Annotated in this window: 16 protein-coding genes; 10 read left to right on the top strand and 6 right to left on the bottom strand. The window is 59.7% G+C overall.

Translation table 11 applies throughout. The features are described from left to right. Positions 1-389 (top strand): hypothetical protein (locus Mhypo_RS18055; RefSeq protein ID WP_170148221.1); only part of this gene is annotated, 389 nt, incomplete at its 5' end. A 185-nt stretch (positions 390-574) separates the two neighbouring features. Here the strand turns inward: Mhypo_RS18055 and Mhypo_RS05600 are convergent. Then, the gene (locus tag Mhypo_RS05600; protein WP_420845997.1) at positions 575-1,447 is read right to left on the bottom strand and encodes an NAD(P)-dependent oxidoreductase; all 873 of its coding nucleotides are present in this window, start codon (positions 1,445-1,447) and stop codon (positions 575-577) included. 664 nt (positions 1,448-2,111) lie between these two features. Continuing rightward, complete coding sequence (locus Mhypo_RS05605) at positions 2,112-2,669, bottom strand: YIP1 family protein (protein ID WP_119340326.1); 558 nt, start codon at positions 2,667-2,669, stop codon at positions 2,112-2,114. Positions 2,670-2,779: 110 nt separating this feature from the next. Between Mhypo_RS05605 and Mhypo_RS05610 the strand changes: the two genes are divergently transcribed. Next, entirely contained in the window at positions 2,780-3,829 is a 1,050-nt protein-coding gene (locus Mhypo_RS05610; protein ID WP_119340327.1) for a YibE/F family protein, read from the top strand. A gap of 91 nt (positions 3,830-3,920) precedes the next feature. Continuing rightward, entirely contained in the window at positions 3,921-4,997 is a 1,077-nt protein-coding gene (locus Mhypo_RS05615; protein WP_119340328.1) for an N-acetylmuramoyl-L-alanine amidase family protein, read from the top strand. Here Mhypo_RS05615 and Mhypo_RS05620 read toward each other — a convergent pair. Next, the gene (locus Mhypo_RS05620) at positions 4,994-5,476 is read right to left on the bottom strand and encodes a hypothetical protein (RefSeq protein ID WP_147075544.1); all 483 of its coding nucleotides are present in this window, start codon (positions 5,474-5,476) and stop codon (positions 4,994-4,996) included. The two genes, Mhypo_RS05615 and Mhypo_RS05620, sit on opposite strands and share 4 nt — an antisense overlap. A gap of 12 nt (positions 5,477-5,488) precedes the next feature. Next, positions 5,489-6,382, bottom strand: coding sequence for a metal ABC transporter substrate-binding protein (locus Mhypo_RS05625; RefSeq protein WP_119340330.1), 894 nt, complete (start codon positions 6,380-6,382; stop codon positions 5,489-5,491). Between the two features lie 82 nt (positions 6,383-6,464). Between Mhypo_RS05625 and Mhypo_RS05630 the strand changes: the two genes are divergently transcribed. Beyond that, positions 6,465-6,836, top strand: a complete 372-nt coding sequence (locus tag Mhypo_RS05630) for a Fur family transcriptional regulator (RefSeq protein ID WP_119340331.1) — start codon at positions 6,465-6,467, stop codon at positions 6,834-6,836. A 307-nt stretch (positions 6,837-7,143) separates the two neighbouring features. On the opposite strand, the gene Mhypo_RS05635 is transcribed toward Mhypo_RS05630, so the two are convergent. Then, a complete protein-coding gene (locus tag Mhypo_RS05635; RefSeq protein WP_119340374.1) occupies positions 7,144-7,626 on the bottom strand; it encodes a TlpA family protein disulfide reductase in 483 nt (160 codons plus the stop codon). A gap of 202 nt (positions 7,627-7,828) precedes the next feature. On the opposite strand from Mhypo_RS05635, the gene Mhypo_RS05640 reads away from it, so the two are divergent. The 4 genes from Mhypo_RS05640 to Mhypo_RS05655 all read left to right on the top strand — a co-directional run bounded on the left by Mhypo_RS05640 (position 7,829) and on the right by Mhypo_RS05655 (position 12,081). Next, positions 7,829-8,794 carry a carbon-nitrogen hydrolase family protein gene (locus Mhypo_RS05640; RefSeq protein WP_119340332.1) on the top strand — a complete coding sequence of 322 codons (966 nt, stop codon included), beginning with the start codon at positions 7,829-7,831 and terminating at the stop codon, positions 8,792-8,794. A gap of 56 nt (positions 8,795-8,850) precedes the next feature. Next, positions 8,851-9,372: an RrF2 family transcriptional regulator gene (locus Mhypo_RS05645; protein WP_119340333.1), complete on the top strand. Its 522-nt coding sequence runs from the start codon at positions 8,851-8,853 to the stop codon at positions 9,370-9,372. A 223-nt stretch (positions 9,373-9,595) separates the two neighbouring features. Then, positions 9,596-10,456 carry a sulfurtransferase gene (locus tag Mhypo_RS05650; protein ID WP_119340334.1) on the top strand — a complete coding sequence of 287 codons (861 nt, stop codon included), beginning with the start codon at positions 9,596-9,598 and terminating at the stop codon, positions 10,454-10,456. Between the two features lie 278 nt (positions 10,457-10,734). After that, positions 10,735-12,081 carry a hypothetical protein gene (locus Mhypo_RS05655; protein ID WP_119340335.1) on the top strand — a complete coding sequence of 449 codons (1,347 nt, stop codon included), beginning with the start codon at positions 10,735-10,737 and terminating at the stop codon, positions 12,079-12,081. A gap of 49 nt (positions 12,082-12,130) precedes the next feature. Here the strand turns inward: Mhypo_RS05655 and Mhypo_RS05660 are convergent, their stop codons facing one another. Next, a complete protein-coding gene (locus Mhypo_RS05660; protein WP_119340375.1) occupies positions 12,131-12,430 on the bottom strand; it encodes a rhodanese-like domain-containing protein in 300 nt (99 codons plus the stop codon). 204 nt (positions 12,431-12,634) lie between these two features. On the opposite strand from Mhypo_RS05660, the gene carB reads away from it, so the two are divergent. Both carB and Mhypo_RS05670 read left to right on the top strand, forming a co-directional pair. Further along, positions 12,635-15,712, top strand: a complete 3,078-nt coding sequence (carB, locus tag Mhypo_RS05665) for a carbamoyl-phosphate synthase large subunit (protein ID WP_119340336.1) — start codon at positions 12,635-12,637, stop codon at positions 15,710-15,712. 64 nt (positions 15,713-15,776) lie between these two features. Further along, complete coding sequence (locus Mhypo_RS05670) at positions 15,777-16,076, top strand: hypothetical protein (RefSeq protein WP_119340337.1); 300 nt, start codon at positions 15,777-15,779, stop codon at positions 16,074-16,076. Positions 16,077-16,163: the final 87 nt, after the last annotated feature.

Consider the following 16,163-nt stretch of genomic DNA (forward strand, 5'->3'; position numbering starts at 1 on the left):
GGTGTGGGGGGGGGGGCGGGCTGGGGGGACGGGGGCGAGCCTGGCAAGGAGGGCGCGCCCGGCTCGAGCGGAATAAGTTCTGGAGAACCTCCAGGCATCCCTGGGCCCGGCATGGGGCCGCCAGGCCCTGGCATCTGTTGTCCGGGCAGGTCAAAGCGGAACAACTGGCCATCCTGATAAATCAGTATGGGGCATTCCTCGCCCTGGCCCTGGCCTGGTTGGGGCTGGCCCGGCCCTTGCCCTGGACCCTGGCCCGGCCCTGGTTGAAGCGGAATCAACTCGCGGGGATCAGGTGCGGGCAGGAGTTGCTGCTGCTGGTCAAACTGAACCGCTTGAAGCCGAACCCCACGCTGGGCCTGCACAACCTCCCCCGGTTGTGGCTGCGCTGAAAGGCGGCCGAGCACAAACCCCGTGCCCAACAAAACCATCGTAGCCAGGCCCAACCCAAGGGTTTTGAGCAGCGAGCCTATTCTGACCTGTTCCATGCTTTACTTTATGATGCAATGCTGGGTTCAATCTGAGAATGTTCTACGATTAGGGCCAAAGCTTCTCATTCCCGCGCCTGAAAAGGCTGTCACTTGATTTCCACCCCCGACCAGCGCTCGAGCAACCGGGCCACCGCCGTGTGGTCTACCTCGGCAGCGCCCACTTCGCGTTTGGCAATCTCGAAGAACTCCCGCACCTGCCGAAGCAGGGGGGCCGGGGTTCCGGCGGCCTCGAGCACCTTTACACAAATACCCGTATCCTTGGCCAGCAAACCCAGGGCAAAGGTGTTGGGAAACTGGCGTGAAATGACCCGCTGGCCAAACAAGTTCTCACTCACGTTGGAGCGCCCCGAGGAAGCATTGATGACCTCCAGGGCCAGCCCGGCATCCACCCCTTGCTTGACCAGGGCCACCATACCCTCGCTCAAGGCCCACAGGTTCACCGCCAGTAGGGCGTTGTTGACCGCCTTGACCGCATGGCCCGACCCCAGCGGCCCCACATGCACAATCTTGGTCGCGTAGGCTTCCATCACCGGCTTGGCCCGGGCAAAGTCCTGCAGCGAGCCCCCCGCCATAACGGTTGCCCTGGCCTGCAAAGCCCCGGCCACCCCTCCGGACAGGCAGGCATCCAGGTAGGAAACCCCTTTCTCCTTTAACATATGGGCGGTTTTTTTAGCCAGCTCCGGTTCACCCGAGGTGTGGTCTATCCACAGCATCCCGGGGCGCAAGTAGGGCAAAAGCTTCTGGGCGAGTTCGTCTACCTCGAGGGAAGTTGGCAAGCAGGTCAAGAGAATATCGGCTGAGGCCACCTCGGGAAGCTCCACGGCCCTCGAGCCAAACTCTTTGGCATGGGCTTCGGCCTTGGCGAAGGTGCGGTTCCATACCAGGGTCTCGTATTTTTTGGCCAGGTGCCCCGCCATCGGATAACCCATAGCCCCAAGTCCGATAAACGCCGTTCTCACATGCACTTCCTGATCTTGAAAAACCATAGCCAAACTATACCGTCAAGCGCTTTCGTTGGTTTCGGCAAGCACCTTATGCGATGGGGCGATATGCTCAAATTTTGCCGCCAGATTTGGGTTTACCTGGCTTTATACCAGATTCGGTTAGTTCGTCACCAAAGGGTGACGAACTAACCCGACCGAAGTTATCCGCGTAGCGGAGGGCGATACCGCCCCTTGGAAGGGAGACGCTCTCTTCGCCGACCGACAGTGAAGGGCCATCGGCCCCCGGCTAGCGCCGGTACTCAAGGGAGGGGTGTGCTCTAGGATTCAAAAAGACAGCCTCTGGTGTTTTTGGCTTTGTAAACTGTCTTTTTGAATCCGGTATTAGACGAACGCCCCTGGCTGATGCATGTGGCTACCTGGACCAGAAGCCCAACCCGCACAAGTAGCTGAAAACCTAACATTGCAGACAAGAACCGATGCTCGTCTGCTTGCTCGAGATTCGATTGAGAACAGCACAATACCCTGGCCATGAGCCAGTGGGTGAAAGACCAGCGGCGTTTTTTTTACTAAACAGGGTGCCTATGCGTACCCGCTGGGGTCAACGAAGGCTACCTGCAAGACCACCCTCTCTCCTTACCGCTTCCTCTGGGCTTTGAGGGATCTCTTGGCGCATTCTGATTTATCGCAAAATGCCGGCAATAACTATGCTGGCAATCAGGGTGCCGACAAAAGCCACCGCCAGGGTGATCCAGATTTTGCCACTTTCGCGCAGGTTCATGCTCGACTGCACGGCCAGGTAGGCAAAGTAGACGTTTATAACCAGCGCCCCGATGGCCAGTAAAGGAATCAAGAAGATACCGATTAACGTGATGAGCAGAATCAGGCTGACCACCGCAAACAATACATTGATGGGGGCCCAGAATAACGCAAACGTGTAGGCCACATTGTCAAGCGTACCGGTACCGCCCTGGGTCTTGCCGATGTAGTGCACCAGGTAGGTAAAGATGAGGAAGCCCACCAGGGTACCAATAATGCCGTTCAAAAAAGCCCCCAGGCCGCTGCCCAGACTGAATAGACCGGTGATCACGGCGGCAATCATCACGTAGATCACCGCATCCCGCAGGGTGCCTTTGTTTTCGTATTGCTCAAAGGTTTCCACGCTGGGTTTGGTGAGCACCTGAATGCTCTGGCTGACCATATTCATCACGGTATCGGCAATGGACGGTGTGGTATTCATACATGACCCCCCGGTTTTTGGTACATGTGTAGTTTACAACCAAATCTAATCAAACGCTTTTCCTCGAGGGCCCTTACCCTCTCATCTAAAAGCCAAATAAGATTAGAGCCATGCGTTTTTGGTTCGTTTTCATGGTTGTTCTGGGCCTGGCCTGGGCGCAGGATGCACCCGAGCAAGCCCCGGCGCCCCCCAGTTCACCTGGCGCGTACTCGATTGCCCGTATCGTCTCGATGGGTGATAAGAGCGCGACCGTGCGGGTTGGTGAGAAGCTCAAGGAAGCGGAGTTTCCCACCGAATCGGCGGCCTTTCGCACGGGGCAGCAGGTGGTGGTGTACGAGGCCGATGGCAGAACGTATATTGCCGAACCCTATCGCATCCCCTACCTGTGGGGCTTGCTCGGGCTGTTTGTGCTGGTAACGGTAGCCCTGGGGCGCGGCAAAGGTTTGCGGGGTCTGTTGGGAACTGCCGCCAGCATGGCGGTACTGGCCTTTTTTGTGGTGCCACAAATCTCGGCTGGAAATAACCCCCTGCTAATCACTTTTGTGGGCGCTTTTGGCATCCTGGCGCTTTCGATTTACTTTGTTCACGGCATCAACCGCAAGACCACCGCGGCCCTGATTGGAACCACCTTTGCCACGCTGGTGGCCCTGGTGCTTTCGGTACTGCTGACCGAGTGGATGCAGTTTACCGGCCTCACTTCGGAGGAGGCCTTCCTGGCCCGTTTCCAGCTAGGGGGCAACCTCGATTTGGTCTCGCTGTACCTGGCCGGGGTGGTGGTGGGGGCGCTGGGGGCCCTGAATGATGTGACGGTGACCCAGGCCGCAGTCGTTCAGGCGCTGGTACAGGCCAACCCCCGCTACAGCCTGCGGGAGCTTTACAGCAGGGGCATGACGGTGGGCTTCGACCACATCGGCAGTCTGGTCAACACCCTGATTCTGGCCTATGCAGCGGGTACACTGCCTTTGCTGTTGCTGATTAGCCAGAGCGATGTTCCGCTGGTGCTACTGATAAATAACGAGACCTTTGCCGCCGAAATTGTCACCATGTTGGTGGGTTCGCTGGCCCTGGTGCTGGCGGTTCCGCTCACCACCCTGATGGCCGCCTGGCTGCTGCGGGGGCGAAAGCTGGACTACATCGAGCGAAGGTGGCCGGGGCAATAAGGGGTGTTCAGCCCACGAGAGCCACCCGCTTCGAATGCAACCTCGAGCGCTGCGTGACAATTCTCATGGGATAGCAATACAATTACGTTAGATGCGATACATTTTGGCTCTGTCGTTCTGTTTGGCCTCTCTGGGACTGGCTCAACCTCGAGTGGGCACCGAAGACGGCCTGACCCGACTGGTATTTGGCATCCCCAGCGAAGCAAGGTTTAGCCTGAAACGTGAAGGCAACGAGGTTTCCATCCGCTTCCAGGGCACTCTGCCCCGAACCTTGCGGGCTTTGCTGAACACGCCGCAGGTTGTCGGCTACCGAGCCACCCCCAGTCCGGGTGGCTCGATTTATGTGGTGACGCTGCGGGCCGGTGCCAGCTACCGTACCCAGGAGCTCGCCAATCCCCGCCGCCTGGTGCTGGAGGTGCGCAGCAGCAGCCGGCCCACGACCACTACCCAGCCCCGACCCCGCAATGGTTCCCGTGCGCCCACTGCGGTGGTGGTGCTGGACCCCGGCCATGGAGGGGTTGACCCCGGCGCAGTGGGTCTGGTGCGGGAGGAAGAGGCCGTACTGGAAGTGGCCCTGCGCACCAAACGACTCCTCGAGGCCAGAGGCATTCGGGTCATACTGACGCGCACCACCGACCAACACCTCTCAGCCAACAAGGCCACCGACCTGGGGCTACGGGCCGCCATGGCCGACAGCAAGCGCACGTTGTTTGTTTCTATCCACGCCAACGCCGCCGAACGGGTCGCGCAGGGGATTGAGGTGTACTACTTCGGCGAGACCATTGATCAGCGGCTTTTGTCTAAGGCCATTCTGGAAAACGGTGGGGGCGCGCTGGGGCAGCGCCTGACCCGCGAGGCCCAGAGCGTGGCCCAGCGCCTCATGCGCGACCTCATCGCCCAGGCCAACCTCAAGTTTTCCGAGCAACTGGCCCTCAAAACCTTGCGCTCCCTGGTGCGCGAAACCGGTGCAGTAAGCCGGGGTGTCCAAACCGCACCTTTTTACGTGATCCGCAACGCCCGCATTCCGGCCATTCTGGTGGAGATTGGCTTTGTCAATCACCCCGCTGAAGGCAAAAAGCTGGCCACCAGCGCGTACCGGCAACAGCTTGCGAGTGGGCTGGCGGGGGGAATAATTGCTTTTTTGAACAGTGGCAATGCCCAGCGCTAGACCGGGCTTCGCTGGGCTGGAAAAAGCTTACTTTCATACAAAACAGGCTGCACCCAGTGCTCCCAAATGTCCAGGGAGCTTCGGGCCAGCTTGGGAAGGTTCGTAAGCTGTTGTCGACGATAGTCCAGGCCATATCGGCCTGCAATCCATGCCTCATAGGCACTTACAAAGGGTCTGAAGTATTCCGTACCTGCGTCGAGGTCGCAGGCCTTCCTGCGGGCGGATAGTTCGGGCAGGCCATCGGCGTTCTCCAGCCAGTAAAAGGATTCACTGGGGCGGTGGTATAACAACACCCCGTCGGAGCGTAGTAGCCAGGCTGCCGTCGAGTGAAGCCCTACCTGGCCTTTGAGGTAAAGGCTCGAGCCCCGGCCTGTTGGACTTGGATTTTTCTGGAAACCATAGGCCAGTAGGCTACCGGTGAGCGCGTCCTGGCCCCACAGCCAGAACTGCACCAGCATCGGGTTCTTTGGATGTGGCATAGGCTCAGGGCTCTACTTGAAGGCCCGACAGATGGCCTGCCCGTTGGCCTGGACGAGTTTGAGGTAGGTATTGACCGTGTTGTCAAAGGCGTCGGAGTAGATACGGGCGATCCTGGCCCCGGTGGCCTCGGCAAGCGCCCGAGCCTGGCTTTGAGAGAACTGGGGCTCCACAAAAATCACCCGGACATTTTCCTTCTTCATGGCCTGGGCCAGCCGGGCCAAACTGGCCGGGCCGCGTTCCTGTCCGGCAAAGTCGGCAATGGTTCCGATGCTCTTGAGCCGGTAGTGGCGATTAAAGTAAAGGAGCGCCTCGTGCTGGGAAACCAGAACGCGCCGGTTCTGTGGAATCTCGGCCAGGCAGCGTTGTACGGCTGTATCGGCCTGGCGGATCTGGGCAATATAACGCGATGCATTCTGGGTATACATAGAGCGTCCGGCAGGGTCCACTGCCGAGAGGGTATCGCGGATTTTCTCCACGTAGCGAATGCCGTAGGTGGGGTCGAGCCAGAGGTGGGGGTCGTACCCGGCGTGTTCGTGACCGTGCTCATCAGCATGGGCTTCTTTTTCACCGGCCTTGATCAGGTCAGGCATTCCATCGGCCAGCTCGACGATGCGGGCGTTTTGGGGAAGCTGGGCCTCGAGCTTCTCGAAAAAGGGCTCGAGGGAGAGTCCATTGGCAAAAAAGACCCTGGCCCGGCTGATGGCCTGGACTACTGAAGGGCGCGGCTCAAAGCTGTGTGGGTCACTGCCGTTGGGGACGACCTGCACTACACTGACACGGTTTCCTCCCACATTAAGCACCATATCGGCAATAAAGCCCGTGGTCGCTGCTACCTGTACCGGCTGAGCCAGGCCCACACCCAACCCGAGCATCAGCAAAAATCCCATTGGGAGAATAAATTTCATGAAAACCTCCTTTTACGCCAACTATTCATAATGATAACTCGTTATCATATTGTCAAGACCCGGGTTTGCTATTCTGAAGACTATGGAACGCTCGACCCGCCAGCGGCAGGCTATTCGAGAGGTGATGACCGAACTCAACCGCCCGCTCTCCCCTATCGAAGTCCTCGAGGCCGCCCGCGCTAAAGTACCGGGCCTCGGCATCGCCACTGTCTACCGCACGCTCAAAAGCCTGGTCGAGGAAGGCAGCGCAGTAGCGGTCGAACTTCCCGGCGAAGCACCTCGCTACGAGCTAGCAGGCAAAAAACACCATCACCACTTCCACTGCACCAGGTGTGGCAAGGTGTTCGAGCTCGAGGGCTGCCCGGGCGATTTCTCCTTCATGGTGCCCAAAGGTTTCAAAACCGAAAAACACGAAATCGTGCTCTACGGACGCTGCACCGATTGCTTGCACTAGCCATCTGAATACCAGAACAAGGCGCACTGGAATGAACGCTGTTCGTGCCAGGCGTCATATTGGATTCAAATAGATAGCTTACAAAACCAAAAAAGCCCACAGGTTGTCTTTTTGAATCCTGGGCACCCCCCTCCCGAACGGTCGGTGAAAAAAGCCTCCCTTTCCAAGGGGCGGTATCGCCCTCCGCTACGCGGGTAACTTCGGTCGGGTTAGTTCGTTACCGTTCGGCAACGAATCAACAGGGTCAACCCAAAAGCCTTGGCTGGCCGCTAACGGCTATAGACAGACCATTGGCTGTTACTATTCGCTAAAACTCTTTGAGCAGTCCTTCAAGTTCAGCAGCGCTTATCTCGCCGATGTGCCGGTTTACCAGCTTTCCCTGGGCATCGTAGAGGAGCGTGACCGGCAAGCCCTGGATTCGGAGCGGGTCGCTCAGTTTGGCATCAGGGTCGAGCAAGACATTGGGTATTTTGAGCCCCAGCTCTCTCTCGAAGGCCCGCACAGCCTCGGGGCCATCGCTAATGTTCAAGAACACGAAATGAAGCTCCGGGTTGGCCCTGGCGGCTTCTACCAACAGGGGCATTTCACGGCGGCAGGGCCCACACCAACTAGCCCAGGCATTGAGCACAATGGGTTTACCTTTGAAATCGGTCAGGTTGGCCGTTTGTCCGTCTAGTTGCGTAAGGGTAAAAGAGGGCAGCACCTCCACTTTGGACCCGGCTCGAGGTTGCAATAGCCAAAACCCCGCCAATAGCCCCAGCGGTATCAGACCCCACATCCAACCTTTCATCAAGGCCAGCATACGGAATTTTGGCCCTTTTTTCGGGAAGGCAAGCCACATACCGGGCCGCCTTAGCCAGCCAGGCCGCGCCAGATGCCACCCCACCAGGCATTACAAAGTAGCGGACGATTTTTTACTGGTTCTTTCGAGAAAAGCAGCTTTGCCTTCAGGGCTTTCCACCACTGGCCCGTGCTGTAGTAAGGTTAGGAACATGCGGGTGCATCTGATTGCCGTTCAAACCGAGCTGCAAACCGCGCCCTACACCAGCGCCCAGGCCTTCAATCAGTATGTGCTCGAGCTAACCCGGGCCGCTACGGAGGGCCTACCCCAGGACGAACCCCGCATTCTGGCCTTCCCCGAGGCGTTTGCCCTGCCCCTGGTGTTCTGGCTGGAGACCTCGAGGGCTGTGCTCGAGGCTAAAACCAGCCTGCAGGCTGCCCTGCAGTTGCTCCGCGAGCACTGGCCCGCACTCTTGCGGCCTGGCGTCTGGGGCCCCGCCGCGCTATACCATCTGCGCGCCCCGCTGGTATGGCCGGTGTATGAGCAAGCCTTTCAGGAAGCCGCTCGGGCAGTGCGCGCCTACATTGTGGCCGGCAGTATTTTTAGCCCGCACATGGACTGGGAACCGGTGCAGCAACTCCATCCCCGGGGCAAGGGCGTTTACAACCTGTCGCTGGTCGTTTCGCCCCAGGGCACCGTGCTGGGGCGCATCCCCAAGGTTCATTTGACCGCCGAGGAACGCCACGCCTTTCTGACGGGCGGTCAACCCGGCAGGCACACCCTAAAGACCCGCCTGGGCACCCTGGCCAACCTGATCTGCCTGGACGCTTTTCACGACGACCTGATCGAGCAAGCCGACGCCGCCGGGGCCTGGCTGGTGGTGCAACCCTCGGCCAACGCTGCGCGCTGGGAGGGGCCCTGGAGCGCCGACCCCAGGGAAATAGAGGGCAGTGTCTGGCTGCGCGAAGGGCTGGCTAAAAAATTGCAAAACCGCGAAAATCTACGCTATGGGCTTAACCCCATGCTGAACGGACATTTTTACGATCTCTACTTCGAGGGCAAGAGCGGCATCTACCAGGCTGGTGCGCCATTGGCTCTGGCTGAAAGTGCTACGGGCAACACTTTCGTGCGCGCGGTAGTGGAGATACTTGATTCGCCAAGCAGGTACACCCGTTGACCTGTTTCACCTGGCCTTTGGCTTTAGGCTTTCCGCTTTCGGCTAAATTAAGGCCTATGCGCCTCTCCAAAACCGACATCTATGCCTTCAAAACCCTGGGCTACCTGGGCACCCAGCCCCCCGGGCGCCTGGTGGGGAGCGAGGAACTCAGCCAGGCCACAGGTGTGCGGCACACCTACCTGGTGCGGATTCTGGCTGCGCTGGTCGGGCACAATCTGGTGGTTTCCAAAAAGGGGCAAGGCGGGGGGTATACGCTGCCTCGCCCACCCGAGGAAATCAATCTACGCGACGTAATCCGGGCCGTAGATGGGCCCATTGCCCCACTGGCCTGCGTCAGCCTGAACTGGCCCAAAGCTTGCGCTAAGGAAGCGCACTGCCACGCCCGTAGCGCGGTCTGGCTCAAGGTGCGCGATGCAGTTTTACAAAGCCTGAGCCAGGTGAGCGTGGCCGACCTGGCCGCCGACTTCCGCCAGGGGGTAGACTATTCAGAGTGCCTGGATCACCTGCTACCCTCGAGCGAACTGCTCACCCGCCGGGCTACCAAACCGCTTACCCGTCCCAAGCCATCCAAGCGTTAGCCTGCCGCAGGTGGCCTGGCCCAGCCCGCCGTGAAACGCACATGCAAACTTGCTTCGGGCTATCGGGCACGTTGCCGTATTGAAACCGAAAACCACCTTGTGTATCATTTCGCCATTAGATTACATTTTTTGTAATCTATGTCAGCGTGACCTTTGACAACTTTGCTCTAAGCTGTTTCAGGTTAACTGTTGCAGTGACCAACTGTTCATTTGGAGGTAAGAGATGAGCTACGCCAACCCCGATGTGCTGGTTTCCACCGACTGGGTGCTGGAGCACCACCAGGACCCCAATATCCGGATTCTCGAGGTCAACGAGGACATCCTGCTCTACGACACCGGCCATATCCCCGGCAGTCAGAAGATCGACTGGCAGGCCGACCTCTGGGACGACACCATCCGCGAGTTTATCCAACCCCACGAGCTGGCCGCCCTGTTTGAGCGTTTGGGCATCTCCAACGACACCACCATCGTGCTCTATGGCGACAAAAACAACTGGTGGGCAGCCTATGCCTTCTGGTTCTTTAGCTACAACGGACACAAACACCTCAAGCTGATGAACGGCGGGCGCATCAAGTGGACACAAGAAAACAAGCCCCTCACCACCGAAGTTCCTACCTATCCCAAGGGCAACTACACGCCTGGAAAGCGCGACCCCAGCCTGCGGGCCTTCCGCGACGAGGTACTGGCACACCTGGAAAAGGTCAAAGCGGGCAAGGGCGCACTGGTGGACGTGCGTAGCCCTGCAGAGTTCACCGGCGAAAAAACGCACATGCCGGAGTACCCCCAGGAAGGGGTGCTGCGTGGGGGGCACATCCCTGGTGCCAAAAGCATTCCCTGGGCCACCACCGTCAACCCCGACGGCACCTTTAAGAGCGCTGACGAACTGCGCGCCATTTACGAGCCCAAAGGCGTGACCCCCGACAAAGAGGTAATCGCTTACTGCCGCATCGCCGAGCGCAGCAGCCATAGCTGGTTTGTGCTCAAGCACCTGCTGGGCTACCCCAACGTCAAGAACTACGACGGAAGCTGGACGGAGTGGGGCAATGCGGTGGGTGTCCCTATCGAAAAAGGCCCGGAAAAGTAGCTTCAAGCAGCTTACCTGTAGCCTTTCCCTCCCTGCTCGTCGTGCGGGGGGGATTTTTTATACCGGATTCAAAAAGGCAGTTTACAAAAACCAAAAAAACCAGAGGCTGTCTTTTTGAATCCTAGAGCACACCCCTCCCTTGAGTACCGGCGCTAGCCGGGGGCCGATGGCCCTTCACTGTCGGTCGGCGAAGAAATCGTCTCCTTTCCAAGGGGCGGTATCGTCAAGTATGGCCCCATGCATTACCTAACGGGTGTAATCAGGCTAGACTGGGGGAAATGTCCGATACCACATCCGACTTTGAAATCCATCCACATGAACGTCGGGCCCTGGAGGCGCTCCTGCAATTTCCGCTTACCGAGGCGCTTTTTGGCCGTCGGAGCCGCCGCTTTGCCCTGGGGGGCGAGCTACCCGAGGGGCCACTGGCCTACAAATCGCGCTACGAGCCCTATCCCCTTTCGGAGCTCGAGCGCCTGCTCATCCTCACCACGGTAGGCGGCCTGACCGGCTGGCACAACCTGATCAGCCACCACAAAAACGTGGCCCCCAAGCTGCCCAGCTATTCGGGCATGGCCGCCGGGCGCACCTTCCCCAGCGCTGCAGGCTTCCACACCAGCCAGATTTTCTTCACCGATGATAGCGGTACTTACACCTTCAAAACCCGCGACGCCAACCCGCCGGTAGCCCGCAATTCCCAAGGACAGGTAGACCCGGTGGCGCTGCTGCTGGCGCATAAGCAGTACATTGTGCGGCTCTCTGACTCCCGGCTCTACATTCCCCCCCACGAGCCCTACATGGCCGGCCACAACGCCTGGAACGCCAATAAACCGGGCTCGCTACTGGTCTGGCCCATCGCCGACGTGGCCCAACACCAGTTGCTGAAACTGCTGTTCATTGCCCAGAACGGCTTTGTGCTCTACGACGACGTACACAACCGGAGCATTCCAGGGCTGGAAAAGTTCAAGGATTACGTCGCCGTGGACAAACCCTATCCCCTCACCGCTTTCGACCAGGCCACCCTGGCCGAAGTGTCGGCCGAGATAAGCGCAGCGGTATTTGCGGGCCACCTGATGCAGCAGGCCATGGGCCTGGGCGGCTGGATGCTCAACGGACTTGACCGGGTACGAACCCTGGGGGCCTCGGGCGACCCCGCAGTGCCGGGCCTGGGCTTCCGCTACGATTTCAAGCCCGGCTGGTCGCGGCCCAACCCCACCGGCCTCGAGGGCGTTTTTGAAGGCTACTGCCCCCCTCACTACCCCCACATGAAGGCTGCCGTAGAGGCCCTGGTCGAGCGCAAATATAAGGCGGGCGGCCCCTTTAACCCCGAAACCCCCGGCCCCTGGAAAGATAGCAAAGCGGTACGCTCCCAGGCCTTCCCCCACGCGGAGTGGCTGGTGGAGGTTGTGGCCCTGCAGGCCCAATACCTGTTCGATACCTTCGGGAAGTTCCCGGCCACCGTTCCTACCATCTACAGCCTAATGTTTTTACAGACCCACCACCTCGACCTCGAGTACTACGACAGGTTCTTTGAGCCAGGGGCCTACCTGCAAACCCACCGTGAACACCTGGAAAAGTGGCATGGGGTGCGGCTGGAGGATTTACCAAAAAGAGACGATGGTCGATAGACGATGGTCAATGATCGGTGGCCAATTTTGTCCAGCCCGTTCTGTTTTGCTATTGGCTATTGGCTTCTTTTCGCAGCTTTTGCAGGCCCCCCTCGAGGTTGTACACCAGCTCATAACCCGCAGCTTCAAGGTACAGCCCTGCCAGCTCGCTCATCACTCCCCGCTCACAGACAAGCAGGATGGGGCGGTCTTTGGGCAGGTTGTGGTTGCCATGCTGGATGTCGTGCAGGGGAATGTGCACAGCTCCCTCGAAGTCGTCTTGGTTGTAATGTTCGGGCGGGCGTACGTCCACCACCAGCGGATTGTCTTGCATAAAGCTTTTGAGCAACTCGGATTTCAGGGTACGCATGTCTATAAGATAAGGCATCGTGCCGAGGGGCGATTGCCCTGAAGAAGCAATGTTCGGGAGGAAAGCAAGTTGTAAGTGGTTTTTGCCGAGACTGCCACCCCAGGGGGCTTTTTTTGAAGTTTGAAAGTTTATGCCAATAACCTGAATCAGTATGCAAAGCCCCGTAGCCAGAAGGCGGGATAAGTGATATTCTCTCCCCTTGGTATGCCCGCCCGCACCGACCTCAAAAAAATACTCATCATTGGCTCTGGCCCCATCACCATCGGCCAGGCCGCCGAATTCGACTACTCCGGCACCCAGGCCGTCAAGGCCCTGCGCAGCGTGGGCTACGAGGTGGTGCTGGCCAACTCCAACCCCGCTACCATCATGACCGACCCCGAGCTTTCGGAGGGGACGTATCTCGAGCCCCTCACGGTGGAGTTCCTGGAAAAAATCATCGCCGCCGAGCGCCCGGACGCCCTGCTCCCAACCCTGGGGGGACAGACCGCGCTCAACCTCTCCATGGCCCTTTTCGAGCAGGGGATTCTGGACAAATACGGGGTGGAGTTGATTGGGGCCAATGCCGCCGCCATCAAGAAGGGCGAAGACCGCGAAGAATTCCAGAAGGCCATGCTGAAAATTGGGGTGGACGTGCCCCGGGGCAAGATGGTGCACAGCCTGGAAGAGGGGCTGGCCTTTGCCCGCGAGGTGACCGGCTATCCGGTGGTGGTGCGGCCCAGCTTTACCCTGGGAGGCACCGGCGGGGGTATTGCCGAAAACGAAGCAGAGTTCATTGAGATTCTCACCCGTGGGCTCTCGCTCTCCCCCACCCACTCCGCACTTGTGGAGGAGTCTATTGTGGGCTGGAAGGAGTACGAGCTCGAGGTCATGCGCGACAAGAACGACACCGTGGTAATCATCACCTCCATCGAGAACGTAGACCCCATGGGCGTCCATACCGGCGACTCCATTACCGTAGCCCCGGCCCAGACCCTTTCGGACGTGGAGTACCAGCGCATGCGCGACGCGGCCATCGCCATCATCCGCGAGATTGGTGTGGAGACCGGCGGCTCCAACATCCAGTTCGCCATTGACCCCAAGACCGGGCGCATGATCGTGATCGAGATGAACCCCAGGGTCTCGCGCTCCAGTGCCCTGGCTTCCAAGGCCACCGGCTTCCCTATTGCCAAGATTGCCGCTCTGCTGGCGGTAGGCTACACCCTGGACGAAATCCCCAACGACATCACCCAAAAAACCCCGGCCTCCTTCGAACCCACCATCGACTATGTGGTCACCAAGATTCCCCGCTTCGCCTTCGAAAAGTTCAGCACTTTGCCCAACGTGAACCCGGGCGGCTTTTCCGACCGGCTGGGCACCCAGATGAAGAGCGTGGGCGAGGTGATGGCCATTGGCCGCACCTTCAAAGAGTCCTTTGGCAAGGCCCTGCGGAGCCTCGAGGCCGACGTGCGAGCGGAGTTTTCCACCTACACCACCGAGGAGCTATGGGCCCGGCTCTACCCCAGCCCTACGCGAATTTATGCAATCCTGGAGCTGTTGCGGCGGGGCGAGCAGGTGGACAACCTCTATGACAAAACCCGCATCGAGCCCTGGTTCCTGACCCAGCTCAAGGAAATAGTGGAGGCCGAGCACGACCTCGAGACCGAAAGCCACCGGCTGCAGGACGCCGAGGACTGGCGCTACGTGAAGAGCCTGGGCCTGTCCGACGCCCAGGTGGGCGAACTGGTGGGGGTCTCCGAGGCAGCGGCCCGCAAGCAGCGCCTGGCCGCAGGCTCCAGGCCGGTCTACAAAACCGTGGATACCTGCGCGGCCGAGTTCGAGGCCTACACCCCCTACCACTACAGCGCCTACGAGCTGGAAGACGAGGTACGCCCGACCAGCAAGCCCAAGGTGGTGATCCTGGGCAGTGGCCCCATCCGCATCGGGCAGGGGGTGGAGTTCGACTACGCCACCGTGCACGCAGTCTGGGCCCTGCGAGAAGCCGGTTTTGAAACCATTATGGTCAACTCCAACCCCGAGACCGTGAGCACCGACTACGACACCGCCGACCGCCTCTACTTTGAGCCTCTAACCCTCGAGGACGTGCTCAACCTGACCGAGCACGAGCATCCCCTGGGGGCAATTGCCACCCTGGGCGGCCAAACCCCCCTCAAGTTGGCTAAAAAGCTTGCCGATGCCGGGGTAACCCTGCTGGGCACCCCCTGGGAGGCCATCCACAGGGCCGAAGACCGCGCCGAGTTCAACCGGCTTTGCGCCGAACTGGGCATTCCTCAGCCCAAAGGGGCCGTCGCCCGCACCCCAGAGGAAGCTCTGCAACTGGCTGAGACCCTCGGCTACCCCCTGATGGCCCGGCCCAGCTACGTACTGGGGGGGCGGGCCATGCAGGTCGTGCAAAACGCTGAGGAGCTGCGCTGGTATCTGAACGGCATCTATGCGGCCCTGGCCGAGCGGCCGTCGATTCTATTGGACCAGTACCTGGATAATGCACTCGAGCTCGACGTGGACGCCCTCTGCGACGGCAACCGGGTGGTGGTGGCCGGCATCATGGAGCACATCGAGCGGGCCGGGGTTCACTCGGGCGACTCGGCGACCATCCTGCCCCCCATTTCACTTTCGCCCGAGCAGCTTGAAACCGTCAAAGAATACACCCGCAAGCTGGCCTTAAGCGTGGGGGTCAGGGGCCTTATCAACGTGCAGTACGCCGTCAAGAACGGCACAGTCTACATTCTGGAAGCCAACCCCCGGGCCTCGCGCACGGTGCCGTTCGTTTCCAAGGCCATCGGTCATCCGCTGGCCAAGTACGCTGCCCTGATTGCGGTGGGCAAAACCCTAGAAGAGCTGGACTTCACCGAGGACCCCACCCCCGGCTTCTACTCGGTCAAGGAGGTGCTCATCCCCTGGCTCAAGTTCCCCGGTGTGATCCCGGTGCTGGGGCCGGAGATGCGCTCCACCGGCGAGAGCATGGGCCTCGACACCGACCCCTACCTGGCCTACTACCGGGCCGAGCTAGGTGTGGGCCAGCGGCTGCCACTCTCGGGCAACGTGCGTTTTATCGACGCCGACAGCCTGAAAGCCGACTGGTTGGCGGCCGGGTTTGAGGTCTCCGAAGACGACTACGACCTGCTGATCGCCCTTACCCCCCACCCCGAGCTGCGACGGGCCGTGGAGACCGGCAAGCCTTTCATCACCACTTTGGAAGGGGCAAAGTGGAGCCTCGAGGCCATCCGGCGGGCCCGCAGCTTTGGCCTGCCGGTCAGGTCGTTGCAAAGCTGGCATACTGGGTAGGTGTTCCGCGACCCCCCTCGAGCCTTGGGAAATTGGGGTCTATCCCCTGCTTTCCCTGGCCCTCATGGCCTGGCTCTCCTGGCCGCCGACCTTCCACTGGAACCAGGTGCTGCGCTGGGAAACCCTGCTGTGGGTTGGGTTGGGCATCGGCGAAATCTACCGATTACGCCACCTGCGCCCAGGACTCTCCAGGGTCATTCTGATCGCCTTACCCCTGAGCCTGAGCTTTGCCCTGTTCAACCCAGGCGACACGCGCCTGATTTTCTGGATGGCCATGGGGCTATTGGGATATCTGTGGTTACTGGAGTCTATCCCCGAGGTCTTGCGGCGGGTAGGCCAGTGGCTAAGGCAACGCAAAAAATAACCGGAGTGGGTAATCCACTCCGGTCTTGCCCGACGAGCCTTATCGCGTTTCCCACATTTACGCTACACGCGATAGCTTCCAAAGGAT

The sequence above is a fragment of the Meiothermus hypogaeus genome, assembly GCF_003574035.1.
GTDB lineage: Bacteria > Deinococcota > Deinococci > Deinococcales > Thermaceae > Meiothermus > Meiothermus hypogaeus.

Excerpts from the sequence above, each read along its gene's own strand:
- Mhypo_RS05610 (WP_119340327.1), top strand. The coding sequence starts at position 2,780 with ATGCGTTTTTGGTTCGTTTTCATGGTTGTTCTGGGCCTGGCCTGGGCG.
- Mhypo_RS05625 (WP_119340330.1), bottom strand. The coding sequence starts at position 6,382 with ATGAAATTTATTCTCCCAATGGGATTTTTGCTGATGCTCGGGTTGGGT.
- Mhypo_RS05620 (WP_147075544.1), bottom strand. The coding sequence starts at position 5,476 with ATGCCACATCCAAAGAACCCGATGCTGGTGCAGTTCTGGCTGTGGGGC.
- Mhypo_RS05655 (WP_119340335.1), top strand. The coding sequence starts at position 10,735 with ATGTCCGATACCACATCCGACTTTGAAATCCATCCACATGAACGTCGG.
- carB (WP_119340336.1), top strand. The coding sequence starts at position 12,635 with ATGCCCGCCCGCACCGACCTCAAAAAAATACTCATCATTGGCTCTGGC.
- Mhypo_RS05640 (WP_119340332.1), top strand. The coding sequence starts at position 7,829 with ATGCGGGTGCATCTGATTGCCGTTCAAACCGAGCTGCAAACCGCGCCC.
- Mhypo_RS05635 (WP_119340374.1), bottom strand. The coding sequence starts at position 7,626 with ATGAAAGGTTGGATGTGGGGTCTGATACCGCTGGGGCTATTGGCGGGG.
- Mhypo_RS05650 (WP_119340334.1), top strand. The coding sequence starts at position 9,596 with ATGAGCTACGCCAACCCCGATGTGCTGGTTTCCACCGACTGGGTGCTG.
- Mhypo_RS05670 (WP_119340337.1), top strand. The coding sequence starts at position 15,777 with ATGGCCTGGCTCTCCTGGCCGCCGACCTTCCACTGGAACCAGGTGCTG.
- Mhypo_RS05645 (WP_119340333.1), top strand. The coding sequence starts at position 8,851 with ATGCGCCTCTCCAAAACCGACATCTATGCCTTCAAAACCCTGGGCTAC.
- Mhypo_RS05630 (WP_119340331.1), top strand. The coding sequence starts at position 6,465 with ATGGAACGCTCGACCCGCCAGCGGCAGGCTATTCGAGAGGTGATGACC.
- Mhypo_RS05605 (WP_119340326.1), bottom strand. The coding sequence starts at position 2,669 with ATGAATACCACACCGTCCATTGCCGATACCGTGATGAATATGGTCAGC.
- Mhypo_RS05660 (WP_119340375.1), bottom strand. The coding sequence starts at position 12,430 with ATGCGTACCCTGAAATCCGAGTTGCTCAAAAGCTTTATGCAAGACAAT.
- Mhypo_RS05615 (WP_119340328.1), top strand. The coding sequence starts at position 3,921 with ATGCGATACATTTTGGCTCTGTCGTTCTGTTTGGCCTCTCTGGGACTG.